This is a genomic window from Methylobacterium sp. 142-1Y (assembly GCF_057747795.1).
Genome location: NZ_CM173224.1, coordinates 5203020 through 5229228 on the forward strand (window position 1 = coordinate 5203020; position 26209 = coordinate 5229228).

General features: G+C 70.9%; 27 protein-coding genes. 18 read left to right on the forward strand and 9 right to left on the reverse strand.

The window, feature by feature from the left end; translation table 11 throughout:
- Positions 1 to 114: 114 nt before the first annotated feature.
- Positions 115 to 1974: an AsmA family protein gene (locus AC3AOF_RS23980; protein ID WP_488346700.1), complete on the forward strand. Its 1860-nt coding sequence runs from the start codon at positions 115 to 117 to the stop codon at positions 1972 to 1974.
- A gap of 13 nt (positions 1975 to 1987) precedes the next feature.
- Here AC3AOF_RS23980 and AC3AOF_RS23985 read toward each other — a convergent pair whose 3' ends face one another.
- Positions 1988 to 2473 (reverse strand): hypothetical protein, encoded by a 486-nt coding sequence (locus AC3AOF_RS23985; RefSeq protein ID WP_236988488.1) that lies wholly within the window; start codon positions 2471 to 2473, stop codon positions 1988 to 1990.
- Between the two features lie 260 nt (positions 2474 to 2733).
- Positions 2734 to 3453: an NAD-dependent deacylase gene (locus AC3AOF_RS23990; RefSeq protein WP_488346701.1), complete on the reverse strand. Its 720-nt coding sequence runs from the start codon at positions 3451 to 3453 to the stop codon at positions 2734 to 2736.
- A 238-nt stretch (positions 3454 to 3691) separates the two neighbouring features.
- On the opposite strand from AC3AOF_RS23990, the gene AC3AOF_RS23995 reads away from it, so the two are divergent.
- Complete coding sequence (locus AC3AOF_RS23995; protein ID WP_236988486.1) at positions 3692 to 4534, forward strand: hypothetical protein; 843 nt, start codon at positions 3692 to 3694, stop codon at positions 4532 to 4534.
- Complete coding sequence (locus tag AC3AOF_RS24000) at positions 4525 to 5217, forward strand: HAD hydrolase-like protein (RefSeq protein ID WP_236988485.1); 693 nt, start codon at positions 4525 to 4527, stop codon at positions 5215 to 5217. The genes AC3AOF_RS23995 and AC3AOF_RS24000 overlap by 10 nt, the downstream gene beginning before the upstream one ends.
- Positions 5218 to 5467: 250 nt before the next feature.
- On the opposite strand, the gene AC3AOF_RS24005 is transcribed toward AC3AOF_RS24000, so the two are convergent.
- Together AC3AOF_RS24005 and AC3AOF_RS24010 are read right to left on the reverse strand one after the other, a co-directional pair.
- On the reverse strand, positions 5468 to 6508 hold the full coding sequence (locus AC3AOF_RS24005; RefSeq protein ID WP_236988484.1) for a sensor histidine kinase: 1041 nt from the start codon (positions 6506 to 6508) through the stop codon (positions 5468 to 5470).
- Positions 6505 to 8046 carry an ATPase domain-containing protein gene (locus tag AC3AOF_RS24010; protein WP_236988483.1) on the reverse strand — a complete coding sequence of 514 codons (1542 nt, stop codon included), beginning with the start codon at positions 8044 to 8046 and terminating at the stop codon, positions 6505 to 6507. Before AC3AOF_RS24010 ends, AC3AOF_RS24005 begins: the two co-directional genes overlap by 4 nt.
- Positions 8047 to 8457: 411 nt before the next feature.
- On the opposite strand from AC3AOF_RS24010, the gene AC3AOF_RS24015 reads away from it, so the two are divergent.
- Positions 8458 to 8664, forward strand: coding sequence for a hypothetical protein (locus AC3AOF_RS24015; protein ID WP_236988482.1), 207 nt, complete (start codon positions 8458 to 8460; stop codon positions 8662 to 8664).
- Between the two features lie 45 nt (positions 8665 to 8709).
- On the opposite strand, the gene AC3AOF_RS24020 is transcribed toward AC3AOF_RS24015, so the two are convergent.
- Positions 8710 to 9159, reverse strand: coding sequence for a DMT family transporter (locus AC3AOF_RS24020; protein WP_236988481.1), 450 nt, complete (start codon positions 9157 to 9159; stop codon positions 8710 to 8712).
- 572 nt (positions 9160 to 9731) lie between these two features.
- On the opposite strand from AC3AOF_RS24020, the gene kdsA reads away from it, so the two are divergent.
- From kdsA to AC3AOF_RS24035, 3 genes are all read left to right on the forward strand, one after another.
- Positions 9732 to 10613: a 3-deoxy-8-phosphooctulonate synthase gene (gene kdsA / locus AC3AOF_RS24025; protein ID WP_488346702.1), complete on the forward strand. Its 882-nt coding sequence runs from the start codon at positions 9732 to 9734 to the stop codon at positions 10611 to 10613.
- Between the two features lie 13 nt (positions 10614 to 10626).
- Positions 10627 to 11829 (forward strand): MFS transporter, encoded by a 1203-nt coding sequence (locus tag AC3AOF_RS24030; protein ID WP_488346703.1) that lies wholly within the window; start codon positions 10627 to 10629, stop codon positions 11827 to 11829.
- A 204-nt stretch (positions 11830 to 12033) separates the two neighbouring features.
- Complete coding sequence (locus AC3AOF_RS24035; RefSeq protein WP_236988478.1) at positions 12034 to 12366, forward strand: hypothetical protein; 333 nt, start codon at positions 12034 to 12036, stop codon at positions 12364 to 12366.
- A gap of 64 nt (positions 12367 to 12430) precedes the next feature.
- Here AC3AOF_RS24035 and queF read toward each other — a convergent pair whose 3' ends face one another.
- Positions 12431 to 12883, reverse strand: a complete 453-nt coding sequence (gene queF, locus AC3AOF_RS24040) for a preQ(1) synthase (protein WP_236988477.1) — start codon at positions 12881 to 12883, stop codon at positions 12431 to 12433.
- A 194-nt stretch (positions 12884 to 13077) separates the two neighbouring features.
- Between queF and eno the strand changes: the two genes are divergently transcribed.
- A complete protein-coding gene (eno, locus tag AC3AOF_RS24045) occupies positions 13078 to 14358 on the forward strand; it encodes a phosphopyruvate hydratase (protein WP_236988476.1) in 1281 nt (426 codons plus the stop codon).
- A gap of 50 nt (positions 14359 to 14408) precedes the next feature.
- Here eno and AC3AOF_RS24050 read toward each other — a convergent pair whose 3' ends face one another.
- A complete protein-coding gene (locus AC3AOF_RS24050; protein ID WP_236988475.1) occupies positions 14409 to 15326 on the reverse strand; it encodes a DMT family transporter in 918 nt (305 codons plus the stop codon).
- Between the two features lie 188 nt (positions 15327 to 15514).
- Here AC3AOF_RS24050 and AC3AOF_RS24055 point away from each other — a divergent pair, with 188 nt between their 5' ends.
- Positions 15515 to 16375 (forward strand): helix-turn-helix transcriptional regulator, encoded by an 861-nt coding sequence (locus AC3AOF_RS24055; protein WP_488346704.1) that lies wholly within the window; start codon positions 15515 to 15517, stop codon positions 16373 to 16375.
- A gap of 23 nt (positions 16376 to 16398) precedes the next feature.
- Here AC3AOF_RS24055 and AC3AOF_RS24060 read toward each other — a convergent pair whose 3' ends face one another.
- Positions 16399 to 16698 carry an addiction module antidote protein gene (locus AC3AOF_RS24060; RefSeq protein ID WP_236988473.1) on the reverse strand — a complete coding sequence of 100 codons (300 nt, stop codon included), beginning with the start codon at positions 16696 to 16698 and terminating at the stop codon, positions 16399 to 16401.
- A 2-nt stretch (positions 16699 to 16700) separates the two neighbouring features.
- The gene (locus tag AC3AOF_RS24065; protein WP_236988472.1) at positions 16701 to 16991 is read right to left on the reverse strand and encodes a type II toxin-antitoxin system RelE/ParE family toxin; all 291 of its coding nucleotides are present in this window, start codon (positions 16989 to 16991) and stop codon (positions 16701 to 16703) included.
- A 113-nt stretch (positions 16992 to 17104) separates the two neighbouring features.
- On the opposite strand from AC3AOF_RS24065, the gene AC3AOF_RS24070 reads away from it, so the two are divergent.
- The 9 genes from AC3AOF_RS24070 (at position 17105) to AC3AOF_RS24110 (ending at position 26098) form a co-directional block, all read left to right on the forward strand.
- Positions 17105 to 17416: an FtsB family cell division protein gene (locus AC3AOF_RS24070; RefSeq protein WP_236988471.1), complete on the forward strand. Its 312-nt coding sequence runs from the start codon at positions 17105 to 17107 to the stop codon at positions 17414 to 17416.
- Positions 17417 to 17538: 122 nt separating this feature from the next.
- On the forward strand, positions 17539 to 18582 hold the full coding sequence (pdhA, locus tag AC3AOF_RS24075) for a pyruvate dehydrogenase (acetyl-transferring) E1 component subunit alpha (RefSeq protein ID WP_488346705.1): 1044 nt from the start codon (positions 17539 to 17541) through the stop codon (positions 18580 to 18582).
- A 98-nt stretch (positions 18583 to 18680) separates the two neighbouring features.
- On the forward strand, positions 18681 to 20132 hold the full coding sequence (locus tag AC3AOF_RS24080) for a pyruvate dehydrogenase complex E1 component subunit beta (RefSeq protein ID WP_236988470.1): 1452 nt from the start codon (positions 18681 to 18683) through the stop codon (positions 20130 to 20132).
- Positions 20133 to 20137: 5 nt separating this feature from the next.
- Positions 20138 to 20422 carry a DUF5076 domain-containing protein gene (locus AC3AOF_RS24085; RefSeq protein ID WP_064504246.1) on the forward strand — a complete coding sequence of 95 codons (285 nt, stop codon included), beginning with the start codon at positions 20138 to 20140 and terminating at the stop codon, positions 20420 to 20422.
- A gap of 8 nt (positions 20423 to 20430) precedes the next feature.
- Positions 20431 to 21039, forward strand: a complete 609-nt coding sequence (locus AC3AOF_RS24090; RefSeq protein ID WP_236988469.1) for a Uma2 family endonuclease — start codon at positions 20431 to 20433, stop codon at positions 21037 to 21039.
- A gap of 4 nt (positions 21040 to 21043) precedes the next feature.
- Complete coding sequence (locus AC3AOF_RS24095; protein WP_488346706.1) at positions 21044 to 22501, forward strand: pyruvate dehydrogenase complex dihydrolipoamide acetyltransferase; 1458 nt, start codon at positions 21044 to 21046, stop codon at positions 22499 to 22501.
- A 156-nt stretch (positions 22502 to 22657) separates the two neighbouring features.
- Positions 22658 to 23053 (forward strand): endonuclease domain-containing protein, encoded by a 396-nt coding sequence (locus tag AC3AOF_RS24100; RefSeq protein WP_488346707.1) that lies wholly within the window; start codon positions 22658 to 22660, stop codon positions 23051 to 23053.
- Positions 23054 to 24490, forward strand: a complete 1437-nt coding sequence (gene lpdA, locus AC3AOF_RS24105; RefSeq protein ID WP_488346708.1) for a dihydrolipoyl dehydrogenase — start codon at positions 23054 to 23056, stop codon at positions 24488 to 24490.
- Between the two features lie 1329 nt (positions 24491 to 25819).
- On the forward strand, positions 25820 to 26098 hold the full coding sequence (locus AC3AOF_RS24110; RefSeq protein WP_488346709.1) for a hypothetical protein: 279 nt from the start codon (positions 25820 to 25822) through the stop codon (positions 26096 to 26098).
- Positions 26099 to 26209 lie beyond the last annotated feature (111 nt).

Genomic DNA, 26209 nt, shown 5'->3' on the forward strand with positions numbered 1-26209 from the left:
GGATTATAGGGGACACGGGAAGGCGGATGCCGCCGGCAGGCTCTCGAAGAGGCCGCCGGGACGGCGGCCCGGGGGGGCGCACGAGTTCTCGTCCACGCCGGCTGCCGGAGAGCGATGTCGCGCCGAACCACCCTGGCCCTCAGCGGCGCCGTCGTCACGGCGCTCGCGGTCGCGGCCGCCTCCCTGTCCTGGACGATCGCGGCCCCGCAGGCGGCCGCCTTCGCGGAGCGGGACCTGGCGCGGCGCTACGGCCTCGGCCTGGCGGTCGCCGGCCCCGCCACCCTGACGCTGCTGCCGGCCCCGCGCCTGACCTTCTCCGAGGTGCGGCTCAGCCGCGCCGGCCACGACCTCGTCGCGAGCGACGGCCTGCAGGTGCAGCTCGGCCTCGCCGGGCTCCTCGCCGGCCGGGCCGAGATCACCGGCCTCGTCCTCGAACGGGCCCGGATCGCCCTGCCGCCGCACGCATGGAGCGACTGGGCCGAGCCGGCGGCGCGGCTCGCCGCGCGGGTCGCCGCCGGGAGGGGCCGCCACCTGCGCCGCCTCGTCCTCGTCGACGCGACCGTGACCGGGCGCGATCCGCGCTCCGGTGCCCCTGAGACGGTCACCGGCCTCAACCTGGTGGCGAACTGGCCGCGCCCGACCGCCGGCCTCGACCTGTCGGCCGCCTTCACCTGGCGCGGCGTGCCGGCGACCCTGGCCCTGTCGGGACTGCGCCCGCGCGAACTCGCGGCCGGCGCCGAGACCCCGGTCACCGCCGCCCTCACCTGGAACGGGGCGAGCGCGGGGACCGATCGGCCCGCCGAGGGCAGCGCCGAGATCGAGGGCAGCCTGGTCTGGGCCGAGGAGCCGGCCAAGGAGCAGGCCGAGGGCACGGCCAGGGCCGCGTCGACGGAGACCTCCGGCACGGGCCCGCGCCTGTCCGGCCAGGGCCGCTTCGTCACCTCCACCCTGCCCGGCACCCTGGCCTGGCTCGGGATCGTCCCCGGCCCCGCCGCGCTCGCCGGCCCGGTGAGCCTCGACGGGCGCTTCCTCGCCCGCCCGGGCGCCGTCGAATGGCCCGAGATCCGGGTGCAGGTCGGCGACAACCGGCTCGAGGGCGCGGGCGCTGCGTCCGTGGTGCGGGGGCGGCTCAGCCTCACCGGCACCCTGGCGGCCGAGCGGCTCGACCTCTCGGGCCTGATGCCCGAGGCACTGTCCGACGGTCCCTGGAGCCGGGCGCCGCTCGCCCTCGACGGGTTGACGGACGGCGACCTCGACCTGCGCCTCTCCGCGGCCTCGGCCCGCCTCGGCCCGGTGGAGGCGCAGGACGTCGCCGCCGGCCTGCTGGTGCGCGACGGCACCGTGGAGGCGACGCTGGGGCGCGCCACCGTGCAGGGCGGCACCGTCAAGGGGCGGGCGGCGCTCGCCGCCCTGCCGGCGGGCCTCGATGCCCGCCTCCAGGGCAGCGCCGACCGGATCGACCTCGGCGGCCTCTTCGCCGATCTCGGCTGGCCGCGCTGGATCCTCGGCCGGGCGCAAGCCTCGGTCGCCCTCGACGGGGCCGGATCGAGCCTCGCCGACCTCGTCCGGCGCCTCTCGGGCCGCGCCGCCGCCACGGTCGAGAGCGGGGAGATCTTAGGCGTGAACCTCGCCGACCTCGCCCAGCGCCCCGACTCCGCCACCACCGCCCTGCGCCGGGGCGGCCGCACCCATTTCGAGCGTGCCCGGGTCAGCCTGACGGTGAGCGACGGCGTCGCCGAGATCGGCCAGGGCCAGATCCGCGCGGCGGCGCTCGCCGCGAGCCTCGGCGGCCGGATCTTCCTGTCCGAGCGGCGGCTCGGCGCCGAGGCGAGGATCGAGCCCGGGCCCGACGGGCGGGCGGGCGGGAGCTTCGCCATCGAGGGGCCGTGGCTGCGCCCGAGCCTGCGGCCGCTCGCCGCCCGCGCGCTGCCGCCCTCGACCCTGCCGAAGGCCGCCAGCGCCTACGCGCCCTGAGCGGAGCTTTGCGTCACTGGCGATAGGCGGCGGCCTTGAACGTCCAGCGCCAGCGTTTCGCCGGCACCTTGCAGCGGACCTGGACCGTGTTCTCGCAGGTGCCGTCCGGCGGCGACCGGTCGAGGGCGACGACGACCCGACGGTCGTCCTTGCGGTAGCCCTGCACCGTCGATTCCGGGCCGTCGGCCGAGATCTCGGCGATCTGGTCCCAGCCCTCCACGATCGTCTCCAGCCGGCCGAGGGCGTCGGCGTAGGAATGCCCGAGTCCCGTGGCCCGGCCCGAGAAGGTGCAGGCCGTGCCGGCGGGCGCGCTGTCGCTGACGGTCTTCGGCGACTGGGTGCCCGAAGCGAGCGGGAAGCCGAGGGCGGCGGCGAAGGCCGTCCGAAGGGCGCTGCAGACATCCGGCGGCAGGGGCCGGGCCACCGGTTCGGCCGGTGCCGCCCGCGCCGCGACAAGGCCGGCGAACGACAGGAACAGGGCCAGGGCGATCCGAGACATCCGTCAAGTCCTCGAGCGGGCGACCGCCGAACCGCCCGACGTCATCGCCGGCGGCGATGGATGCGCGGTCGCGCGTGAGTTTCCGTGCGCCGTGACTATGACAAGACCATGCGGGCCGATATGGCCCGGCGGCAACGAACGCGTGGCCCGGCGCGATGTGAGACGCCCCGCCCGATGTTTGGAACGGAGGGCGCAGGTCGGCCGCGCGGACGGTCGCGGGCCCGACGACGATCGTCGGAGATGCGGCCCCGGTCGCGGCGTCACGGTGCGGCTCCGTCGATCCCCCGCAGGAGCCCGTCGACGAAGTCCGGCACCGCCTGCGTGGCCGGGCCGTAGGTGGCCTCCATGAACAGGCCGGCGGTGTCGGAGGGGGCGAGGTTGATCTCGCGGGTCGGGATCCCGGCCGCCCGCGCCCGCGCCACGAACCCCGCCGCCGGGTAGACCGCCCCGGACGTGCCGATGGCGACGAACAGGTCGGATTCGTCGAGGGCCTCCGCGATGGCATCGAGGTGGAGCGGTACCTCGCCGAACCAGACCACGTCCGGGCGCATCCCGCCGCTTTGCCCGCAGGACGGGCAGGCCGTCCCGACCGACAGGTCCCCGGGCCAGGGGCGGCCCTCGCCGCAGGCGGTGCAGCGCGCCCGCATCACCTCGCCGTGCATGTGGGTGACCACTTGGGTGCCGGCGCGCTCGTGTAGGTCGTCGACGTTCTGGGTGCAGAGGAAGAGCGTTCCGCCGCGTGCCGCGAGACCCGCCTCCAGGCGCGCGAGCGCCGCGTGGGCGGCGTTGGGCGCGGCCTCCCGCACGCCCTGCCGGCGCAGGTTGTAGAAGGCGTGGACCTCCTCCGGCTCGGCGGCGAAGGCCTCCGGCGTGGCGAGCCGCATCGGATCGAACCGCCGCCACAGCCCGCCCGGATCCCGGAAGGTGCCGAGCCCGCTCTCGGCCGAGATGCCGGCTCCGGTGAGAACGAAGAGGGTCACGCGCGGCCCTCCCGCGGGGGCGGCGATTCGGCCGACGACTGGGACACGATTGTGTCAAAGCTCGCACGCTGCAGAACAATGCCGGTGCGAGACCATCGCGATGCCGTCACTGAGACCTCCGTTGAGACTTTATCAATTCTTGGCATGGACAATCCCTGTCACCCATCCTAAGTGAGGATCGTGCCCGCGCGCATGGCCGCGGGCTGCTGATTCCGAACAGATCGCTTCAGGACATTCAATGACGCGCCACCGCGCGAGACCGTCATTCACGGTCGAGATCAAGCGCAGCCGCACCTCCCCCCTGCCCGACGGCGAGCGGCCCCAGAGCGAGCGCCCCGCCGGCAAGCCCTCGATGGGCTTCTCGAATCCGGCGGAGGCGCTCTTCAAGCCCCCCGGCGCCGCCAAGCCCTCGGCCGCCGCGAAGCCGGCGGCGAGCGCGCCCGCCCCGAGCGAGCCCGAGGCCCGGCCCGCCTCCCCCGGCCGCAATCTCTGGGCCGGCACCGGCCTCTTCGAGGAAACCGCCGCCGCCACCCAGTCCGGCCGCTTCGACCCGCCGGACCTCCCGGTCTTCAGCAAGTCTTCCGCCGAGAAGCCTGCCGACCAGGTCTTTTCCGCCAAGGATGCGGCGTCTGCCAAGGATGCCGCCCCCGCCAAGACCGCAGCCCCCGCCAAGACCGCTGCTCCCGCGAAGCGGGTCCTGCCGAGCCTGATCGCCCCGCCGGAGCCCGAGCCCGAGCCGGAGGTCGCCCCCGAGCCCGAGACCAAGCTGCCCCGCGTCCGCCGCTACCGCACCGCCGAGTCGGCGCCCCGCCGCACACCCGGCCCGCGCCCGGCCTTCGTGTGGCCCGAGGACTGGCCCGACGAGGCCCCGATCCAGACGCCCGCGCCGATCACCGTCCCGGCCGCGGCCCGGCGCCAGGACAGGATTCAAGAGCGGATCGAATTGCCGAAGACCGAGGCGCCGCCGCAGCAGGCCTCCGAGGACGCCGAGATTCGCCCGCGGGTAAAGCGCCGCACCGGCGACGAGGACCTGCGCATCGGTCAGCGCTGGAAGCGCCGCCTGCCCCGCGTGTGCTGGTAACGCACCGGGCCGGCAGCCTCCCTTCGGGTGCGGACCGTCCCGGTCCGCCCTACCGGGTCGTCATCCTCGATTTCGACGGCACCCTCGCCGACACCTTCCCGTGGTTCTCCCGGGTGCTCCCCGGCGTCGCTGACCGCTACGGCTTCCGCCGGCCGGCCGCGCACGAGGTCGAGACCCTGCGGGCCCTGGAGGCGCGGGCGGTGCTGCGGCATCTGCACGTGCCGGCCTGGAAGCTGCCGCTGATCGCCCGCCACATGCGCCGCCTCGTCGCCCGCGACGCCGGCGACCTGTCGCTCTTCCCCGGCATTCCCGGCCTGCTCGCCCGGCTTCGATCCGGCGGGCTCGACCTGGCCCTCGTCAGTTCGAACCGCGAGGACGTGGTGCGCCGGGTGCTCGGCCCGGAATGTACCGGCCTGATCGGCCGCTACGCCTGCGGCGCGGCCCTGTTCGGCAAGGCGCGGCGGTTCCGGGCCGTGGTGCGTGACATCGGCGTCTCCCCCGCCACCGTGCTGTGCCTCGGCGACGAGCTGCGCGACCACCACGCCGCGACGCAGGCGGGCCTCGCCTTCGGGGCGGTGACCTGGGGCTATACACGGGCGCAGGCGCTCGCCGCCGCGGGGCCGGCCCACCTGTTCGCGACGCCCGAGGCGGTGGCGGCGGTGCTCCTGCCCGGGACGGGGTGATCGTCAGAGAGCCTGTCTGTCTGGCTTCTACAGTTCTCGAACCCCCCATCGTCATCCCGGGGCCGCGACAGCGGAACTCGGGATCCCATAACCGCTGATGGTTCAGGACGAAGCGGAACGCTGGTCGCTGTTTCCTGAAACGTCCGCGGTTAAGGATCCCGGGTTCTCGACTTCGTCGAGCCCCGGGATGACGTAGAGATGCGTCGACGCCTGCGACAATGATGGAGTGGCGCTACGAGCCGAGCACGCTTCAATAATGCGGCACCGTCCGGTGCTCGACCAGCGGCGCCTCCATGCGGAAATGCAGGCCGGTCGGCTTGAAGTCGAAGCGGATGTCGGCGCCGCACTGCATGGTGAGCACCCGCTGCAGCAGGGTCGAGCCGAAACCCTTGCGGGTCGGCTCCGCGGTGCGCGGGCCGCCGCGCTCGGTCCAGTCGAGGCGCAGGCGCCGGCCGGTCTCGCCCTGGTCGACGGCCCAGGTCACGGCGATGCGCCCCTCGGGTAGCGAGAGGGCGCCGTGCTTGGCGGCGTTGGTGGTCAGTTCGTGGATCGCCATGCCGGTCGGCACCGCGAGGTCGGCGGTGAGCTCGACCAGGGGGCCTTTCAGCGTGATGCGCTTGCCGGCCTCGTCGTTGTAGGGGCCGAGCTCGTTCTCCAGCATCTCCTGGAGCGAGGCCATCTGCCAGTAATCCTCCGTCAGGAGGTTGTGGGTCTTGGCGAGCGAGATCACCCGGGCCGAGAAGCCCTGGTAGAACTCGTCGACGCTGGTGGCGCCCCGCGCCGAGGCGCCGAGCAGCGCCTGCACGGTGGCGAGCGTGTTCTTCACCCGGTGGTGCAGCTCGCGGATCAGCAGGGCCTGGCGCTCGGAGGTCTGCTGGCGCTCGTGCAGGAAGGCCGCCGCCTCGCGCTGGCGCCGCCGCGCCCGCACGGCGAAGCGCGCCGCGGTGACCAGGGTGGCGGGGTGGAACGGCCGTTCCAGCAGGGTGACGTTGCCCAGCGACTCCATCAGCCGGGCATCCGGCGGGGTGCCCCGCAGGGTGAGCAGCACGAAGGGATAATCCGACCACGGCTCCTGCCCGGCGAGATAGGCGGCGAGCCCGTGCCGGTCGGAGGCGCGCAGGGCCTCCTCGGTGAGGACGGCGCAACTGCCCTCGGCGAGCCGGGCGACCAGATCCGGCAGGTCGGCGCAGACCTCCGCCCGCAGGCCGGCCTCGTCCAGGATGCTGGCCGCCACCGCGGCGTCGCGCCCGGCGGGGGCGAGGATCAGGACCGGGGGATCACTCTCTCTCATCGCTGTCCCGGCCCGGCCGATCCCGAAGGGGAAGTCTCGCTCTCGGCCAGCAGGCGGCCGAGCGCCCCGTGGTAGCTCGGCACGCCCGTCAGGACGCCCCGGAAGCCCGCCAGCGGCTCGCCGACCCGCAAACCGTCGCCGTCGATCCGAAGTTCCCGGATGGTGTCCTCGTGCGGCCCCACCCTCTTCTTGACGACGGAGACCGCCCGGCGCAAGTGCCCGTCCGCCTCGAAGAACCGGAACAGCACCACGGTGTCGCTGAGATAGGTGAGATCGACCGTCGACGACATCTGCCCGACGAGCCCGTGCTGGGCCAGCACGAGCAGCGTCGTCACGCCCTGCTGGTTCAGGTAGGTCAGGATCTCGTGCATCTGCAGCAGCAGGTACTGCTCGCCCGGCATCGCGCTCTGGTAGCCGGTGAGCGAGTCGATCAGGACGAGGCGCACGCCCTCGCGCTCGACGGCGTCGCGCACCATCGCGGCGAGCTCGCCCGGCGAGACCTCCGCCGGGTCGATCTGCTCGACCGTGAGGCTCCCCTGCGCGACCGCCTCCGTCAGGTCCATGCCGAGGCCGGCGGCCCGGCGCATCAGGATCCCGGTCGGCTCGTCGAAGCTCAGGATCAGCCCGCGCTCGCCGCGCGCCAAAGCCGCCGTCAGGTAGGCGAGCGCGGTCGAGGACTTGCCGACCCCCGAGGGCCCGAGCAGCATCGTGCTGGTGCCGCGGTCGAGCCCGCCGCCGAGGAGCGCGTCGAGGCCCGGATTGCCGCTGCCGAGGCGGTCGATGGCGTAGGGGTGGCCGTGCTCGGCCGCGATCAGCCGCGGAAAGACCACGAGGCCGCCGCGGCGGATGACGAAATCGTGGTAGCCGCCGCGGAAATGCGTACCCCGCATCTTGATCACCCGCAGGCGCCGGCGCTCGCCGCCATAGAGCGGGGCGAGCTGCTCGAGCCGGATCACCGCGTGGCAGAGGCTGTGTAGGTTGAGGTCGTCCTGCTCGGCGGTGAGGTCGTCGAGGAGGAGCGCGGTGGTGTCGTGGATCAGCAGGTAGCTGCGGAGCGCCAGCACCTGGCGGCGGTAGCGCAGCGAGCCCTGGGACAACAGACGGATCTCCGACAGGCTGTCGAACACCACCCGCTGCGGCTTGACCCGGTCGATCTCCGCGACGGCGAGCCGCACGGTCTCGCCGAGCTCGAGATCGGAGGAATGGACGAGGCTCTGCTGCTGGCGCGGATCGAGGCTCAGCTCGGGCGGGACCAGCTCGAAGATCTCGATCCCGTCGAGCGACCAGCCGTGGCGGGCGGCGACCGAGGCCAGCTCGCGCCGGCTCTCCGACAGGGTGATGTAGAGGCAGCGCTCGCCGAGCCGCGCCCCGTCGCGGAGGAATTGCAGCGCCAGCGTGGTCTTACCGGAGCCCGGACGCCCCTCGACCAGGTGGGCGCGGTTGGCCGCGTATCCCCCCTCCAGGATGCTGTCGAGGCCCGGCACGCCGGTCGGGACCGGGGCCGCGTCGTCGGTGGGGGAAGGCACGGGATCGGGCATGGAGGGCGGGCTGGTCTTTTCGGGTTCGGTGCCGGCATCGCGGCACGAGGTGGGGGGATCGTCCGGCTTGTGACAAACAAATGCGGCGAGGACAAAGGGTTCAATCGTCCCGTGCGGCCGGCGCCCCGGGACCGCGCACGCCTTGCGCCCGGCGTGACCCTGCCTCCACGGTGGGGGAAAACCGCGCCCTGCCCCTTGACGCGGCGGGGGTTCGCACGCATGTGGCCCTCGTCCGTGGGCGGCCGACGACTCGGCCGTGCGCGGCATCACCGGAATCCTTCATCCCCCATGCCCAGCGACAGTAGTCGACGGACCGCGCCGCCTCGGTACCGCCTCGCGTGACACGCGCCTGATCGCTGATCGGGCTCGCCCGCGACCGGCGCCGATGCGGCCGGTCGAACGAGGTGAGCCATGACCCTGATGACGACGGGCGCCCGCTCCGGCGCCGCCGCCACCCGCGACCGCAGCGTCGTGGTTGTCCTTCTTCTCATGCTGGCCCTGGTCTTCGGACCCGCCATCGGCCTCCACGTGGCCGTCAACCTGCTCGGCCCGGGGGCTGCGCCGGACGGCCTCGTCTCGGCCGTCTCCGCCGAGGCGCCCCGGGGCGGCCGGGGCTGACGCGAGGGGGGATCCCCCCTCTTTCATTCAGGCCGACCCACTCTCTCAGGCCGACCCCCGCCCCCGCAGGATCAGGACCGCGCCGGCGACCAGCAGCGCCGCCCCGATCCACGTCTCCGGACCGAGGCCGCCCTTGCGGCCGGTGAGCCCCATCGCGTCGCCGGCGATCCCCGCCGTGAGCTGCCCCGCCACCACCAGCGCCACCGTGACGGTCGCGCCCTGCTGCCGGTAGCCGTAGAGGCTCGCGGCCACGACCAGCGTGCCGAGCAGCCCCGGCACCAGGAACCACGGCTCCGCCCGTTCCGCCAGCCGCAGCGGGAAGGCCGGCCCGCTGCGCCAGACCTCGACCAGCCCGAGCAGCGACAGCCCGACCAGCGAGTTGCACAGAAGCGCCCCGGTCAGCCCGGTGCCCCGTGCCACGATCGCCCCCATCAGGGCGTTCTGCACCACCAGGGCCGCCCCGGCGACGAGACAGAGGAGAGCCGCGCCGGTCATCGGGCTGCTCCCGGGGATGGGAGGTCGGGTCGGGATGGCATGGCGGGGCTCCTGTCCGGGTGCGATTTTCTCCTATGATGGACGTTTGTCAAATACCGGAAACGAGGCCATGCGCTGGCCGGAGCCGCTTTCGGGGTGACTTCTCGCGTGATGGGAAATCCGCTCCGTCTGTCCCGGACCGGTTTCGACGGGCTCTGTGGCTTGCCGAGAACGGAGCGGAAACGTCGGTGCGCTCTTCGACGTCGTAAAACGTGAGGTGGATCGACAGCTTCCAGAAGACGTGTTCCCCGCAGGCACAGGACTGTCCGGGAAGCCTTCGAGACGAGAATAGCGCGGGTCCTCTCTCTCCCCGCGGGCGGGGAGAGAGAGGACCCGCGCCATTTCCTTTCGCCGGCGAGCCCCGCCGTAGGCGCGGTGGTGAACCGGAATGATCACGCTGAGATGAGCCAGCACGATCGAAGACCCGGCGGCGCCGCCATCGCGTTCGACAAAGCACCCCTCCCGCAGACGCAGGCGCGACTCCACATCACCACCTTCCCGCGCCCGCCGAAACCCGCTACGCCTCACCCATCATGCCGACCGCATCCCCCTCGCCCGCCGCCTCGCCCGTCACCGTCGCCGCCGGCTCCGTCCGGTTCGGCAACCATCTGCCGCTGAGCCTGATCGCCGGGCCCTGCGCCCTGGAGAGCCGGGACCACGCCCTCGAGGTCGCGAGCGCCCTCAAGGAGATGACGGCGCAACTCGGCATCGGCCTCGTCTTCAAGTCCTCGTTCGACAAGGCCAACCGCACCTCGGCCGGATCGAGCCGCGGCCTCGGCCTCGAACAGGCGCTGCCGATCTTCGCCGAGATCCGCGAGACCCTGGGGCTGCCGGTCGTCACCGACGTGCACGAGCCCGGCCACTGCGCAGCCGCGGCCGAGGCGGTCGACATCCTGCAGATCCCGGCCTTCCTGTGCCGGCAGACCGACCTGCTCCTGGCCGCCGCGGCCACCGGCCGGGTGGTCAACGTCAAGAAGGGGCAGTTCCTCGCCCCCTGGGACATGGCCCATGTCGCGGCCAAGATCACCGGGGCCGGCAACCCCAACGTGCTGCTGACCGAGCGCGGCGCCTCCTTCGGCTACAACACCCTGGTCTCGGACATGCGCGCCCTGCCGATCATGGCGGGGGTGAGCGGCGGCCTGCCGGTGGTGTTCGATGCCACCCACTCGGTGCAGCAGCCCGGCGGCCAGGGTGCCACCTCGGGCGGTCAGCGGGAATTCGTGCCGGTGCTGGCCCGGGCCGCGGTGGCGGTGGGGGTCGCGGGCGTGTTCATCGAGACCCATCCCGATCCCGACCGGGCCCCCTCCGACGGGCCCAACATGGTGCCGTTGCGCCAGATGCCGGCGCTGCTGGCCGAGCTCCGGGCCTTCGACCGGTTGGCCAAAGCGCGGGGATCGGAAGGGGTCGGCGGCTGACGGGGCGGCGGCGATGCAGGCCGCAGAGACGCCCAGGGCCGGGGCGTCGCAGCCCGATTCGCCCTCCCGCCTGATCGCGGTCCTGGCCGCCGGGGGCTTCGCCAGCACCTTCGCCGGACGGGTGGTCGAGCCGCTGGTCGGCGTTCTGGCGCGCGACCTCGCGAGCCCGCCCGCCACCGTGGCGCTCCTCTCCACCGCCTTCGCCCTGCCCTACGCGCTGATCCAGCCGGTGCTCGGGCCGGTCGGCGACGCGCTCGGCAAGGAGCGGGTGGTGGTGGCCTGCCTGTTCGTGCTGACCCTGGCGCTGGCGGCCTGCATCGTCGCTCACGACATCGGCACCCTGTTCGGCCTGCGCATGCTCGCCGGGGCGGCGGCCGGCGGGGTGATCCCGCTCTCGCTCGCCATGATGGGCGACCGCATCCCGATGGCGCAGCGCCAGGTGGCGATCGGCCGCTTCCTCGTCGCGGTGATCCTCGGCCAGCTGTCGGGCTCCACCATCGCCGGGCTGATCGAGGGCGCGATCGGCTGGCGCGGGGTGTTCGGCCTCGCCGCCGGGGTCGGGGCCCTGGGTCTTCTCGGCGTCGCCCTCGGCTTCGCCCGGCGCCTGCGCGCGCCCGGGGGCCGGTTCGCCCTCGCGCCCGCCCTCACGCGCTATCGCGCCATCCTGCGCAATCCCCGCGCCCGGGTGCTGTTCTCCGCCGTCTTCGTCGAGGCGATCGCGGTGTTCGGCATCTTCCCGCACCTCGCCCACCTGATCGAGGCGCGCGGCGAGGGCGGGCCGAAGGAGGCAGGCCTGGTGCTCGCGGGCTTTGCCGCCGGGGGGCTCGCCTACTCGCTCACCGTCGGGCTGCTGCTGCGCTTCCTCGGCCAGACCCGGATGCTGATGGCGGGCGGTGCGGTTTCCGGCGGCGCGCTTCTCGTCGTCGGCCTCGCCGGCTCCTGGCAGGCCGATGCGGCGGCGCTCACGGCGCTCGGCCTCGGCTTCTACATGCTGCACAACACCTTCCAGGTGCAGGTGACCGAGGTGGCGCCGGAGGCCCGGGCCTCGGCGGTGGCGCTCCACGCCTTCTCGTTCTTCTGCGGCCAGGCGCTCGGCGTCGCCGTGATGGGACTCGGCCTCGACGCCCTCGGCCAGTTGCCGGCGCTGAGCCTCTGCGCCGTCGCGATCCTGGTCCTCGGGCTCGCCACCGCCCGGCGCCTCGCCCGCGCCGGCTGACGATCCGGCCGGGCGTCAAGTTCAGCCCGAGTTCAGGCGTCGCCCGGCAGGATCAGCGACAGTCACGTCCCCCCGTTGCGGGCGCCGAATCTCCGGTCCGCCGCAGCGCAGGCGGGCGGCCCCGGGTAGCACGATTACGGGAACCCTTCCCATCCGCGCTCGTTATCGGGGTCATATGGCTTGAACGAAAGCAGGAGATCAACGATGCGCAAGCTGGCGATCATTCCGGCCCTCGCCGTCGCCCTCGGCGCCGTGTCCACCGTCGCGCCCTCGCCGGCGCAGGCTCAAGGGTGGCGCGGTCACGGCTACGGCCATCACCACGGCTACGGCTATGGCCGCGGCTATGCCGGCCGGCCCTACGCCTATGGTGGGCGCCGCCGCGGCATCTCGCCGGGCGCCGCGGTCGGCCTCGGCATCGCCGGTGCCGCCGTGGGGGCGATCGGCGCCGCGGCTGCGGCCGATGCGGCCCGCCGCAACGGCTACGGGTATGGCTACGGTGCCCCGGCCCCGGCCTACGGATATGGCTACGGCTACTGAAGCCTGACGCGACAATGAGTTGATAGAGGGCGGCCGGGGTGACCCGGCCGCCCTTCTTGTTGTGTCAGCCGCGGGCCCGGTAGGGCGGCACGCCCTGGTCGGGCAGCCAGACCGAGGCCGGCGGGGTGCCGGTCTGCCAGAACACGTCGATCGGGATGCCGCCGCGCGGGTACCAGTAGCCGCCGATGCGGAGATACCGCGGCTCCAGGAGCGCGGTCAGCCGGCGGCCGATCCCGACGGTGCAATCCTCGTGGAAGGCGCCGTGATCGCGGAAGCTGTGCAGGTACAGCTTCAGCGACTTCGACTCGACCAGCCACTGGTCCGGCACGTAGTCGATCACCAGGATGGCGAAGTCGGGCTGGCCGGTCACCGGGCAGAGCGAGGTGAATTCCGGCGCGGTGAAGCGGGCGCAGTAATCGGTGTCCGGGTGCGGGTTCGGCACGCGGTCGAGCTGGGCCTCGTCGGGCGAGCGCGGCTGGGCGCTGAGCTGCCCGAGTTGGCGGGCGTGTTGCGACATGTCTTGGGTCATGGCCGCCGTATAGACCCGCGCGGGCCCGTGCGAAACCGCGCGCGGATCACCCCGGGCTTCGCTTCCGCCTGCATGCCCCATGGGCACGATGCCGCTTCCCCACCCATGGACGGCTTGCCGCAGGCGGCGTCTTGGCCGATAAGCCGCGCGAACGCCGTAGAGCCTGCCCGAGAGATCCTCTCATGACCGCGATCACCAACATCGCCGCCCGCCAGATCCTCGACAGCCGGGGCAACCCCACCGTCGAGGTCGACGTCCTCCTGGAGGACGGCTCGTTCGGCCGCGCCGCCGTCCCCTCCGGCGCCTCGACCGGCGCCCACGAGGCGGTGGAGCTGCGCGACGGCGACAAGTCCCGCTACGGCGGCAAGGGCGTGCTGAAGGCCCTCGAATCGGTCAACGGCGAGATCCTGGACGCCATCGGCGGCATGGATGCCGAGGAGCAGGCCGCCATCGACGAGGCGATGATCGAGCTCGACGGCACCCCGAACAAGGCGCGTCTCGGCGCCAACGCGATCCTGGGCGTCTCGCTCGCCGTCGCCAAGGCCGCCGCCGAGGCCTCCGGCCTGCCGCTCTACCGCTATGTCGGCGGCACCCAGGCGCGGATCCTGCCGGTGCCGATGATGAACATCATCAACGGCGGCGCGCATGCCGACAACCCGATCGACTTCCAGGAATTCATGATCATGCCGGTGGGCGCCGACTCGCTCGCCGAGGCGGTGCGCTGGGGCGCCGAGGTGTTCCACACCCTCAAGGGCGCCCTGAAGAAGGCCGGCCACAACACCAACGTGGGTGACGAGGGGGGCTTTGCCCCCAACCTCCCCTCGGCGGAAGCCGCGCTCGACTTCGTGATGGATTCGATCCGCGCCGCCGGCTTCGAGCCGGGCCGCGACATCGTGCTGGCGCTCGACTGCGCCGCCACCGAGTTCTTCAAGAACGGTGCTTACGTCTACGAGGGCGAGGGCCAGACCCGCGACCCGGAGGCCCAGGCGAGCTACCTGGCGAAGCTCGTCGATTCCTACCCGATCCTGTCGATCGAGGACGGCATGTCCGAGGACGACTGGGCCGGCTGGAAGGCGCTCACCGACAAGGTCGGCGACCGCTGCCAGCTCGTCGGCGACGACCTGTTCGTGACCAACGTCACCCGCCTGTCGGAGGGCATCGCCAAGGGCACGGCGAACTCGATCCTGGTGAAGGTCAATCAGATCGGCTCGCTCACCGAGACGCTCGCCGCCGTCGACATGGCCCACCGCGCCGGCTACACCGCGGTGATGTCGCACCGCTCGGGCGAGACCGAGGACGCGACCATCGCCGACCTCGCCGTCGCGACCAATTGCGGGCAGATCAAGACCGGCTCGCTCGCCCGCTCGGACAGACTGGCGAAGTACAACCAGCTCATCCGCATCGAGGAAGGCCTCGGTACCCAGGCCCGCTATCTCGGCCGCGGCGCGCTGAAGATCGGCTGAGCTTTTCTCAGGGGAGGGGCGTCGAAGGCCCCTCCCCGCTCATGACAGCGTCATGCCTTGCAGGCCGCCTCCGGGCGGCCTTTTCGTTGCGCGCGCAGGGCCTGAAGGGGCACGAACACCGCGACGTTGCCGGCGAGCACCAGGGCGAAGCCGAGGGCGGCGAGCGGCGTCACCCGGTAGCCTTCGGCAAAGACCGAGATCGTCAGCGCCACGACCGGAAACAGCACGGTCATGTAGGCGGCCCTCTCGGGGCCGATCCGGTGCACCACCGTCAGATAGGCGGTAAAGCCGATCACCGAGCCGGGGATGGCGAGGTAGAGGAGCGCCCCGATGTAAGCGGGCGACGGATCGAAGCCGAACGGTACGCCGCGCAACGCCGCGACGATCGCCACGAGCGCGGCGCCGGTGAGCATCCCGTAGGCATTCACCGTGGCGACGGGGAGCCCGTGGCGCTGGTTGCGGGCCGAGACGAGGTTGCCGGCCGAGAAGAACCAGGTGCCGAGAAGCGCCAGGCCGAGCCCGATCGCGGTGTCCCGGTCGAGGGCGGTGCTCACCAGCGTGTCCCGGAACAGGCAGGCGATGCCGACAAGCCCGATCACCGCTCCGGCGAGCACCCGCGGCGCCGGGCGGCGGCGGTGGAAGACATAGGCGTTGGCGACGTTGAAGATGGTGGCGGCGGAAAACACCACCGAGACGATCCCGCTCGGGACCGAGCGCGTGGCAAGGTAGAAGCAGGCGAAGTTGCACGAGAACAGGCAGAGCGCCTGCAGCAGCACGAAGGGCTGGTGCCGCCACGGGATGGGCTTGAGCCGCCCGGTAAGGGCCAGGGCACAGGCCAGCACCGCGCCGGCCAGCGCGAAGCGATAGGCGATCGACGCCTCGAAGGCGACGGCGCCGAGCTGGTGCTTGATGGCGATCCAGGTCGTGCCCCAGATGAGGATGGTCAGGGCGTAGAGGAAGGCGGTCACGGCGTGTCGGGTCCCGGTGGGCTGGAGCGCCCGGCATAGGCCGGCCGCGATCCCGCGGGCTTCCCGGTTCCGGCGGCTGCGTTGTCCATTCTTGGGGTTTTCGGCCCCGTCACGGCTGCGGACCCGGTTGCCGGACCTCCCGGGCGCCCCCTACGGTCTCGCTGCGAGCTTCCTCCTGGCCCATTCAAGTGACCGAGCCGAATCCCGACGTCCACGACGCCCTGTCCCGCACCGGCGCGGCGCTCCTGCGCAAGGCCGAGATCGGGCGCGGGCTGTCGCTCGCCGAGTGGCACAACCGCGACAACCGCGCCCGCTACGACCGGCCGGACCACCACACCCTGAGCCTCTATCTCGAAGGCGGCGAGGGCGTGGTGCGGGAGGACGGCGCGGTCTCGGGCGGCGGGCCGGACAAGCTCTGCCTGCTGCCGGCCGGCCACGAGAGCCGGTGGCTGATCGGCGGTCGCTTACGGATGCTCCACCTCTACGTCGCGCCCGAGATCCTGGCCTACCAGGCGGTGAGCGCGCTGGACGTCGATCCCCGCACGATCGCCTTGCGCGAGCTGACCTTCGCCGAGGATCCCGCCACCGCGATGCTGATGCGCGGCGCCGTCTTGCCCCTCGACTGGGGGGCGGGCGCCGACCGGATGGCGCTCGGGAGCGCCTGCCACCTTCTCCACGCCCTGCTGCGGCGCCATGCCGGCCGCGGTGCGCGGGCGGTGACGGGCGGCCTCGCGCCCGCCACCCGGCGCCAGATCGCGGAACTGATCGAGGCGCGCCTCGTCGAGGCCTTGACCCTCGAGGTGCTGGCCGACGAGGCGGGTCTCAGCACCTTCCACTTCGCCAAGATGTTCAAGGCGAGCTTCGGCGTGCCGCCGCACCGCTACGTGACCGAGCGGCGGATCGCCAGGGCCAAGGCGCTGCTGGCGGAAGGACGCATGAGCCTCGCCGAGATCGCGCTGACCTGCGGCTTCGCCTCGCAGAGCCACTTCACCCGCCGCTTCGCCCAGGCGACCGGCCTCACGCCGGCGGCGTGGCGGGGAGCTGCGTGAGCCCCTGCGGGTGATGTCTCGCGTTACGCCGCCGGCTTGTCGGCTCGCTTCACGCTGAGCTGGAGGCCCAGCGCCTGCAACACCGCCCTCACCGTCTCGAAGCTCGGATTGCCGGACTGCGAGAGCGCCTTGTACAGGCTCTCGCGGCTCAGGCCCGCCTCGCGGGCGATCTGGCTCATCCCGCGGGCCCGGGCGACGATCCCGATGGCATCGCGGATCAGCGCCGGGTCGCCGTCCTCAAGGACAGCCTCGATGTACAGGGCGACGTCCTCGTCGGTTCTCAGATGCTCCGCCGTATCGTGCGGAAGGGTCTCCAGCGGCATCGTCACACCTCCTTCGCGAGGGACTTGGCAGTCCGGATATCTCGCTCCTGGCTGCTCTTGGTCCCGCCGCACAACAGGATGACCAAGGTCGTCCCGCGCTGGACGAAGTAGACCCGGTATCCAGGGCCGTAGTCGATCCTCATCTCCGAGACGCCCTCGCCCACGGGCTTCACATCCCCCGGATTGCCCAGGCGCATCCGGTTGATGCGGGCCTCGATCCTCACAGCCGCCCGCCGATCATGCAGGCCGTCGATCCAGGCAGCGTAGGTGGCGGTTCGGCGGATCTCGACCATGCGTCATCGTATCCTACAGGATACAGATTCGCCAGTTTCCGCATTCCCTGTCAAGGCAGGTCGCCGGTCCCACTTTACGCCTTCCTTAACCCTCCCGCCCCATCCTCTCCCGCATGGTAGTCCGTCGTCGCGCCCGTGCCGTCCTGTTGCCGCTCGGCCTCTACGCCGTGTCGATCCTCGTGGTCGGCTACTTTCTGCACGAGGCCGAGAGCGGAAATCGCGGCCTCGAAGCCAAGCGGGCCTTGAAGATCCAGGCCTACGGCCTCCAGCAGGATCTCGACGCCACCAAGGCCGACCGGGCCGAGTGGGAGCGGCGCGTCGCCCTGCTGCGCAGCGACCAGATCGATCGCGACCTCCTGGAGGAGCGGGCCCGGGTCGTGCTCGGCCGCGTCCACCCCAACGACGTCGTCATCATCAACCCCTGAAAGCCGCCAAGAGACACGAACAAGACGCCCGAAGCCGGCGGCTTTCCGTCCCGAACCGCTCGATTTGCGCGGCCACCTGCCCTAGAAACGGTCCCAACAGGGATGCAGCCGGGAGGGTGCCGATGGATGCCGCGAAAGAGGCGCGCCGCGGGAGCGACAAGACCCGCGAGAAGGCGGCCCCGCCGCCCACGGCCTCGAACGTGCCGGCCTTCAGCCGCGACGAGGACCTGCACGCCTATCGCGAGATGCTGCTGATCCGCCGCTTCGAGGAGAAGGCCGGCCAGCTCTACGGGATGGGCCTGATCGGCGGCTTCTGCCACCTCTATATCGGCCAGGAAGCCGTGGTGATCGGGGTCCAGATGGCCTCGAAGGACGGCGACCAGGTCATCACCGGCTACCGCGACCACGGCCACATGCTGGCCTGCGGCATGGAGCCGAAGGGCGTGATGGCCGAGCTGACCGGCCGCCGGGGGGGCTATTCCCGCGGCAAGGGCGGCTCGATGCACATGTTCTCCCGCGAGAAGAACTTCTATGGCGGCCACGGCATCGTCGGCGCGCAAGTGTCGCTCGGCACCGGCATCGGCTTTGCCAACAAGTACCGCGGCGACGGCGCCGTGAGCCTGACCTACATGGGCGACGGCGCGGCCAACCAGGGCCAGGTCTACGAGAGCTTCAACATGGCGCAGCTGTGGAAGCTGCCCGTGGTCTACGTGATCGAGAACAACCGCTACGCCATGGGCACCTCGGTCTCGCGGGCCTCGGCCCAGACCGATTTTTCCAAGCGCGGCGTCTCCTTCGGCATCCCGGGCGAGCAGGTCGACGGCATGGACGTGCGCGCCGTGCGCGAGGCGGCGACCCGGGCCATCGCCCATGCCCGCGACGGCGAAGGCCCCTACATCCTCGAGATGCAGACCTACCGCTACCGCGGCCACTCGATGTCCGACCCGGCCAAGTACCGGACCAAGGACGAGGTTGCCCGCATGCGCGAGGAATCCGACCCGATCGAACAGGTCCGCAAGCGCCTGCTCGGAGCCCACAAGGTGGCGGAGGACGAGATCAAGGCGGTCGACGCCAAGGTGCGGGAGATCGTGAACGAATCGGCGGACTTCGCCACCAGCGATCCCGAGCCGGATCCGTCCGAGCTCTGGACCGACATCCTGCTCTAGCGCTGCTGCCGCTCTGGCCGTCCGCGGCGACGCGGATGGCTCTCCCGCCCCTGGCCGGCGCCCGGGCGCGCCCCTCTCCCGGATCGACAGAGTCCCCCATGCCGACCGACATCCTGATGCCCGCCCTCTCGCCGACGATGGAGCAGGGCAAGCTCGCGAAGTGGCTCAAGAAGGAGGGTGACCCGGTCAAGGCCGGCGACATCCTGGCCGAGATCGAGACCGACAAGGCGACCATGGAGGTCGAGGCGGTCGACGAGGGCGTGCTCGCCAAGATCCTGGTCGCCGACGGCACCGACAACGTCGCGGTCAACACCCCGATCGCGGTGCTCGCCGAGGAGGGCGAGGACCCCAAGGGCGTGCAGGCGGGCGGAGCAAAGCCGAACGGCAAGGACAAGCAGGAGGGCCAGAAGGCCCCGGCCCCCGACATGCACGCCGAGGGCCAGGCCGAGCGCCCCGCCCCCGCCGCCAAGACCGAGGACGACAAGCCGGTCGAGACGCCGGCCTCCCCGGCGGTGATCACCAATCGCGGCCAGGATCCGGCGATGGCCGAGATCCCCGAGGGCACCGAGATGGTGACCCAGACCGTCCGCGAGGCCCTGCGCGACGCGATGGCCGAGGAGATGCGCCGCGACGACAAGGTCTTCGTGATGGGCGAGGAGGTCGCCGAGTACCAGGGCGCCTACAAGATCACGCAAGGGCTGTTGCAGGAATTCGGCGCGAAGCGCGTCGTCGACACGCCGATCACCGAGCATGGATTTGCCGGCGTCGGCGTCGGCGCTGCGTTCACCGGCCTGCGGCCGATCGTCGAGTTCATGACCTTCAACTTCGCCATGCAGGCGATCGACCAGATCATCAACTCGGCGGCGAAGACCCTCTACATGTCCGGCGGCCAGCTCGGCTGCCCGATCGTGTTCCGCGGCCCCAACGGCGCCGCGGCCCGGGTCGGCGCCCAGCACAGCCACGACTACGCCGCCTGGTACTCCAACGTGCCGGGCCTGAAGGTGGTGATGCCCTACACTGCCTCCGACGCGAAGGGTTTGCTCAAGAGCGCCATCCGCGATCCGAACCCGGTGGTCTTCCTCGAGAACGAGATCCTGTACGGCCAGTCCTTCCCGGTACCGAAGCTCGACGACTTCACGGTGCCGATCGGCAAGGCCAAGGTGCATCGCGAAGGCAAGGACGTGACGATCGTCTCGTTCGGCATCGGCATGACCTATGCCCTCAAGGCCGCCCACGAACTCGCCGAGGCGGGAATCGAGGCCGAGGTGATCGACCTGCGCACCATCCGGCCGATGGATTCCGAGACTGTGGTGGCCTCGGTGAAGAAGACCGGCCGCTGCATCACCGTGGAGGAAGGCTTCCCGCAATCCGGAATCGGCGCCGAGATCGCCGCGCGCCTGATGGTCGATGCCTTCGACTACCTCGACGCCCCGGTCCTGCGCATCACCGGCAAGGACGTGCCGATGCCCTACGCGGCGAACCTCGAAAAGCTCGCCCTGCCGAACGTCGCCGAGGTGATCGAGGCGGCCAAGGCCGTCTGCTACCGGTGACCCCGATGACCGACGACGCGCCCCGCTTCGAGGCCCTCGACATCCCGCCCGACGCCCTGGAGCAGGGCGGCATCGAGGTCCTGCGCGCCGCCGTGGTCGACGGCGCGGTGAGCATCGCGCTGCGCCGCTCCTTCGACGACCCGGCGACCTGGGGGCGCCTGTTCATCGACCTCGCCCGGCAGGCGGCCGTGGTCTATGCCCGCGAGACCGAGATGTCCGAGGAGGAGGCCTTCGCGCGCATCCGCGCCGGGATGGAGGCCGAGAGCCTCGATCCCGAGAGCTTCAACTGAGGCTCCTCATGGCCGAGGCCGCGCCGCGTTGGGCCACCTATGCCGACCTCGAGGCGGTGCCGGACCACCTCGTGGCCGAGATCGTCGATGGGGTGCTGGAGACCCATCCGCGGCCGCGGCCGCTGCACAGCATCGCGTCGGCGCGGCTCTCGGGTGAACTGGATCGCCCATTCTCCCGCGGGCGCGGCGGCCCGGGCGGCTGGATTTTCATGATCGAGCCCGAGCTTCATCTCGGGCCGCACGTGGTCGTGCCCGACCTCGCCGGCTGGCGCCTCGAACGCCTGCCGGTGATCCCGAAGACCGCCTTCATCGAAACTTCGCCCGACTGGGTCTGCGAGATCCTGTCACCGTCGACCACTCGGCTCGACCGCGGGCCGAAACGGCGGATTTATGCCGAGTTCGGCGTCGGTCACCTCTGGCTGCTCGATCCCGCCAACGGCGTACTCGAAGGCTTTGCGCTTGTGGGTGACCACTGGCTGCTCCTCGGCACCGTGGAGCGCGGCGGCGACGTGGTCCTGCCGCCCTTCGAGGCCGCCCCGTTCCCGCTCGACGATCTCTTCCCTATTGAGGCTTCGCCTCCCGACGATCCGGCCGCCCCTCCTCCCGCCGAGACCTGAATCCATGCCGATCAACGTCCTGATGCCCGCCCTCTCGCCGACCATGGAGAAGGGCAACCTCGCCAAGTGGCTCAAGAAGGAGGGCGACACCGTCAAGTCGGGCGACATCCTGGCCGAGATCGAGACCGACAAGGCGACGATGGAGGTCGAGGCGGTCGACGAGGGTGTGCTCGCCAAGATCGTGGTGCCGGAGGGCACCGCCGACGTGCCGGTCAACGACCTGATCGCCCTCATCGCCGAGGAGGGCGAGGATCCGGGTAGCGTGACGGCCGGGGGCAACGGGCAGGACAAGACGGCGAAGGCCGGGACGTCGCCGGCCGGCAAGGCGGAGGGTGGCAAGGCCGAGGGCGGGAAGCCCCAGGCGCCCGCCGGCAACGAGACGCCGGGCGGCGGTACGATGGCGTATGAGCGGGTCGACACCGCGCCGGAGGGCGCGCGACCGGCGTCGGCCGGCAAGCAGGAGGGCGGACGCCTGTTCGCCTCGCCGCTCGCCCGCCGCATCGCCAAGCAGGAAGGCCTCGACCTCGGTGCGGTGACGGGCTCGGGCCCGCACGGCCGGATCATCGAGCGCGACGTGCGCGCCGCCCTCGAACGCGGGACCGCCAAGGGAACGGCCAAGCCCGCACCGCAAGCCGCCGCCAAGGAGGCCCCCGCCTCCGCCGCGAAGCCCGAGCCTGCCCCAGCTCCGAAGCCCGCCGCGGCCGCCGCCCCGCCCTCCGGCCTCACGGCCAAGCAGGTGATGGGGATGTTCGAGCCGGGCTCCTACGAGGAAGTGCCCCTCGACGGGATGCGCAAGACCATCGCCAAGCGCCTGGTCGAGTCGAAGCAGACCGTCCCGCATTTCTACCTCTCCCTCGACGTCGAGCTCGACGCGCTCCTGAGCTTGCGCGAGCAGGTCAATGCGGGAGCCGCGAAGGACAAGGACGGCAAGCCGGCCTTCAAGCTCTCGGTCAACGACTTCGTCATCAAGGCGCTGGCGCTGGCGCTCCAGCGGGTGCCGGCGGCGAATTCCGTCTGGGCCGAGGACCGGATCCTGCGGTTCCGTCACTCGGATGTCGGCGTCGCGGTAGCGATCGACGGCGGGCTGTTCACCCCGGTGATCCGCAAGGCCGAGCAGAAGACCCTCTCGACCATCTCGGCCGAGATGAAGGATCTGGCGGCTCGCGCCCGCACCAAGAAGCTGAAGCCCGAGGAGTATCAGGGCGGCACCACGGCGGTGTCGAATCTCGGCATGTTCGGCATCAAGTCGTTCGGCGCGGTCATCAACCCGCCCCACGGCACCATCCTGGCGGTCGGCGCCGGCGAGGCCCGGGTGGTGGCGAAGAACGGCGCGCCCGCGGTGGTCCAGGCGATGACGGTGACGCTCTCCTGCGACCACCGGGTGGTCGACGGGGCGCTCGGCGCCGAATTGCTCGCGGCCTTCAAGGGCTTGATCGAGAGCCCGATGGGCATGCTGGTGTAGCATTTTCCCCTCCCCCTTGTGGGGAGGGGTCAGGGGTGGGGGATGGTGCAGGAGGCACCGCTTAGCTTTATCCGGCACCACCCCCACCCCTAGCCCCTCCCCACAAGGGGGAGGGGAACGCGCCTTATTCGTTCCCAGTCGGTTAAGGGGGTACCGATGCCCTGGAACGGATCGCCCGAGCAATCGGCTTCACCGCGGGCAAAAGCGAACGCCAAGACTATGTGGCACGCTCTCACACCCGCAGAGAAGCGGCTGTGGTGGCATCTGCGCCACCGGCTACCGGTCGAAGGGTCCCATTTTCGCAGGCAGGTCGCCATAGGCTCCTACGTTGCCGATTTCTGCTGTCTCGGAGCCCGGCTGATCGTCGAAGTCGATGGCGGCCAGCACGGTTTTGACGACCAGCAAGCCTACGACGCCGCGCGCACGGCCGCCCTCGAAGCGCGCGGCTTCCGGGTCCTGCGCGTCTCCAACGCGGATGTCATTCGCGCGATCGACAGTACGCTCGACACGATTATCGCGGCCCTGGCCGCCCCGCCCTCCCCGGAGACCTGAATGTCCGACACCTACGACGTCCTCATCATCGGCGCCGGTCCCGGCGGCTACGTGGCGGCGATCCGGGCGGCCCAGCTCGGCTTCAAGACGGCGGTGGTGGACCGCGAGCACCTGGGCGGCATCTGCCTCAACTGGGGCTGCATCCCCACCAAGGCGCTGCTGCGCTCGGCCGAGATCTACCACTACATGCAGCACGCCAAGGATTACGGCCTGACGGCGGAGAATGTCGGGTTCGACACCGCCGCCATCGTCAAGCGCTCGCGCGGCGTGTCGAGCCGGCTCAACGGCGGCGTCGGCATGCTGCTCAAGAAGAACAAGGTCGACGTGATCTGGGGCGAGGCGGCGATCGAGGCGGCGCCGAAAGGCAACGAACCCGGCCGGGTCGTGGTCAAGGAGACGACGCGCGCCGACGCCCCGAAGGGCGCCAAGGCCGCGGGCACCTACCGGGCCAAGCACATCGTCGTGGCGACCGGCGCCCGGCCGCGGGCGATTCCCGGCATCGAGCCGGACAGACGCCAGATCTGGACCTATTACGAGGCCATGGTCCCGGAGAAGATGCCCAAGAGCCTGCTGGTGATGGGCTCGGGCGCGATCGGCATCGAGTTCGCTTCGTTCTACCGCACCATGGGCGCCGAGGTGACGGTGGTGGAATTGCTGCCGCAGATCCTGCCGGTGGAGGACCACGAGATCGCGGCGCACGCCCGCAAGCGCTTCGAGAAGCAGGGCATCAGGATCCTCACCGGCGCCAAGGTGACCAAGGTCACGAAGGGCGAGGCGGTCACCGCCACGGTCGAGACCGAGGGCGGCAAGACGCAAGAGATCACCGCCGAGATCCTGATCTCGGCGGTCGGCGTCGTCGGCAACATCGAGAATCTCGGCCTGGAGACGCTCGGGGTGAAGATCGAGCGCGGCATCGTCGCCACCGACGGGCTCGGGCGCACCAGCGTGCCGGGCATCTACGCCATCGGCGACGTCGCCGGCCCGCCGATGCTCGCCCACAAGGCCGAGCACGAGGGCGTGATCTGCGTCGAGACCATCAAGGGCCTGCACACCCACCCGATGGACAAGGGCAAGATCCCGGGCTGCACCTATTGCCAGCCGCAAGTCGCCTCGGTCGGCCTCACCGAGGCCAAGGCCAAGGAGCAGGGTTTCGATGTCCGGGTCGGCCGCTTCCCGTTCGCGGGCAACGGCAAGGCGATCGCGCTGGGCGAACCCGACGGCCTGGTGAAGACGATCTTCGACCGCAGGACCGGCCAGCTGCTCGGCGCCCACATGGTCGGGGCCGAGGTGACCGAGCTGATCCAGGGCTACGTCGTGGCGATGACCCTCGAGACCACCGAGGAAGAGCTGATGCACACGGTCTTCCCGCACCCGACCCTCAGCGAGATGATGCACGAGAGCGTGCTCGACGCCTATGGGCGGGTGATCCACACCTAGGGACGCTGGAGCGCGAGACGCTCTTTCGAAACGACGGGTCGACATCCGAAGGCCAGGCGCGCTCCGCCTTCGCGGTCACGCTCTCGGAAAGGGTGATCATGGGCCGAGCCGGCGGCGCGATGCTGCCGGCAGCGGGGTCCCTCGACCCTCCTGCGTCCCGTCGCTGTCAGCCGCCGCCGGTGGAGCCGTCACGCTCCGCCAGCCCGGCATGGGCTGGTACGTCGGGCGCCATGGTCGATCGAGATCGGGGATTGCCGCCCGGTCCCGACGAGATCGTCTCACCGGCGCCACCCCGGTACATGCGCCTCTTGGGCTCAGCCGATGTGCTTAAAAATATTTCAGGACTGACTTTATCGTTATTCCATGCGCAACCTAATGCCCAGTTGAGCGTGTAAATCGGAATCGTCTAAATAATACTTGTGAGGCGCAGCAGGAAAAAACCCATGAAAAACGCAATATTCTGGATCGCGATCGTGACGTGCGCGGCATGTCACGCCAGATCGGCTGAGGCGGGCGCGCCCAGATATAAGGCGGATGCCTCGAGCGGAAAAATTATATCTCTCTCAAATTTATCAGACAAAGAAGATTGCTTTCCATCGACATTAAAAGGAAAGATCGTCAAGCGGGAATTTGACAGATCTGGATTCAATATAGAGAGTATTATCTTGGAAAAAGCGGACGGAACAAGAACGTTTGTAAACGCAGGAGATAATCGCGGCGATGATGCCGTAACGGTCGGTAACGTCAAGCGTGGTCTCGAAACGATGTTGAAGGAAGGCCGAAACGTCGTCCTTGGCGTTTGGGCCTGCGGAGCCGCCGGCCGGGTCCTCAGGATCCACTCGGTTCGAGCTGCGAACTAGAGAGCTTCACGATCGCGTTGCAATCGCGAAGTTCTCTATGTCTTTAATTTTTTTGCGTTTTCTACGACGAGCCGGTATCCGATTCGTCGGAAAATGCTCTGGCCTCCGCGCAAGGAAAACTCGCTGGACTGGCAGCCGTTCACCCCGCGAGCCTGTCGAGGCAGGCGCTCCAGTCGGGGCGTGTTGAAGGGCCTCTTGCGGCCCGCGTGAGGCGGTCGCACAGGCCGCTCAATCCTCTCTCCCCTCGCTTGTCGGTCCCGATCGAGATCACCGGGGACGACCCGATGCACGGGGCCATCCCGCACCCGACCCTCAGCGAGAAGACGATGAGAATGGGCTCGACACCTGTGGGCGGGTGATCCCCACCTGCCCCGCTCTGCCCTGCCCTTCCGGCAACGCAAACCAGCTTTGCCGCGAACCGGAAGGCCTGGCTCGGTGTTGACCCGCCGGAGAGAGCCGGAGAGGTGGAATGTCGATGCCGTTGACCCGCGCCGTCGCCCTGGCGGGAGCCGTCCTGCTCCTCGCGCCTGCTGGCGCGAGCGCTCAAGGGACCGAGCGGCAGCGCATGGCCTGCATGACGGACGCCATGACGCTGTGCGCCGCCGACGTTCCCAACACGCGGCGCATCGAGCGCTGCCTGCGCCGCAACTATGCCAGCGTCAGCCCGCCCTGCCAGGGCGAGCTGGATGCCGCCAGCGCCGCCGCTTCGGGCCGGGACGCGGCCGGGCCCCCGCGGCAGGGTGACTGACCGAGCGCTCCCATTTCCCGGGCCAAGCCCGACTGTGATGGCGCGGTGGCCTGAAGCGGGGCTCCGCGCTAAGCTCGGGGCGTGCGGCGCGGCCGGGATCAACCCGTCGGT

What these genes read in the sequence shown, in the direction of transcription:
- AC3AOF_RS23980 (WP_488346700.1), top strand. Translation starts at nt 115, where the DNA reads ATGTCGCGCCGAACCACCCTGGCCCTCAGCGGCGCCGTCGTCACGGCG.
- AC3AOF_RS23985 (WP_236988488.1), bottom strand. Translation starts at nt 2,473, where the DNA reads ATGTCTCGGATCGCCCTGGCCCTGTTCCTGTCGTTCGCCGGCCTTGTC.
- AC3AOF_RS23995 (WP_236988486.1), top strand. Translation starts at nt 3,692, where the DNA reads ATGACGCGCCACCGCGCGAGACCGTCATTCACGGTCGAGATCAAGCGC.
- AC3AOF_RS24005 (WP_236988484.1), bottom strand. Translation starts at nt 6,508, where the DNA reads ATGAGAGAGAGTGATCCCCCGGTCCTGATCCTCGCCCCCGCCGGGCGC.
- AC3AOF_RS24010 (WP_236988483.1), bottom strand. Translation starts at nt 8,046, where the DNA reads ATGCCCGATCCCGTGCCTTCCCCCACCGACGACGCGGCCCCGGTCCCG.
- AC3AOF_RS24015 (WP_236988482.1), top strand. Translation starts at nt 8,458, where the DNA reads ATGACCCTGATGACGACGGGCGCCCGCTCCGGCGCCGCCGCCACCCGC.
- AC3AOF_RS24020 (WP_236988481.1), bottom strand. Translation starts at nt 9,159, where the DNA reads ATGACCGGCGCGGCTCTCCTCTGTCTCGTCGCCGGGGCGGCCCTGGTG.
- kdsA (WP_488346702.1), top strand. Translation starts at nt 9,732, where the DNA reads ATGCCGACCGCATCCCCCTCGCCCGCCGCCTCGCCCGTCACCGTCGCC.
- AC3AOF_RS24030 (WP_488346703.1), top strand. Translation starts at nt 10,627, where the DNA reads ATGCAGGCCGCAGAGACGCCCAGGGCCGGGGCGTCGCAGCCCGATTCG.
- AC3AOF_RS24035 (WP_236988478.1), top strand. Translation starts at nt 12,034, where the DNA reads ATGCGCAAGCTGGCGATCATTCCGGCCCTCGCCGTCGCCCTCGGCGCC.
- queF (WP_236988477.1), bottom strand. Translation starts at nt 12,883, where the DNA reads ATGTCGCAACACGCCCGCCAACTCGGGCAGCTCAGCGCCCAGCCGCGC.
- eno (WP_236988476.1), top strand. Translation starts at nt 13,078, where the DNA reads ATGACCGCGATCACCAACATCGCCGCCCGCCAGATCCTCGACAGCCGG.
- AC3AOF_RS24060 (WP_236988473.1), bottom strand. Translation starts at nt 16,698, where the DNA reads ATGCCGCTGGAGACCCTTCCGCACGATACGGCGGAGCATCTGAGAACC.
- AC3AOF_RS24065 (WP_236988472.1), bottom strand. Translation starts at nt 16,991, where the DNA reads ATGGTCGAGATCCGCCGAACCGCCACCTACGCTGCCTGGATCGACGGC.
- AC3AOF_RS24070 (WP_236988471.1), top strand. Translation starts at nt 17,105, where the DNA reads ATGGTAGTCCGTCGTCGCGCCCGTGCCGTCCTGTTGCCGCTCGGCCTC.
- pdhA (WP_488346705.1), top strand. Translation starts at nt 17,539, where the DNA reads ATGGATGCCGCGAAAGAGGCGCGCCGCGGGAGCGACAAGACCCGCGAG.
- AC3AOF_RS24080 (WP_236988470.1), top strand. Translation starts at nt 18,681, where the DNA reads ATGCCGACCGACATCCTGATGCCCGCCCTCTCGCCGACGATGGAGCAG.
- AC3AOF_RS24085 (WP_064504246.1), top strand. Translation starts at nt 20,138, where the DNA reads ATGACCGACGACGCGCCCCGCTTCGAGGCCCTCGACATCCCGCCCGAC.
- AC3AOF_RS24090 (WP_236988469.1), top strand. Translation starts at nt 20,431, where the DNA reads ATGGCCGAGGCCGCGCCGCGTTGGGCCACCTATGCCGACCTCGAGGCG.
- AC3AOF_RS24095 (WP_488346706.1), top strand. Translation starts at nt 21,044, where the DNA reads ATGCCGATCAACGTCCTGATGCCCGCCCTCTCGCCGACCATGGAGAAG.
- AC3AOF_RS24100 (WP_488346707.1), top strand. Translation starts at nt 22,658, where the DNA reads ATGCCCTGGAACGGATCGCCCGAGCAATCGGCTTCACCGCGGGCAAAA.
- lpdA (WP_488346708.1), top strand. Translation starts at nt 23,054, where the DNA reads ATGTCCGACACCTACGACGTCCTCATCATCGGCGCCGGTCCCGGCGGC.
- AC3AOF_RS24110 (WP_488346709.1), top strand. Translation starts at nt 25,820, where the DNA reads ATGTCGATGCCGTTGACCCGCGCCGTCGCCCTGGCGGGAGCCGTCCTG.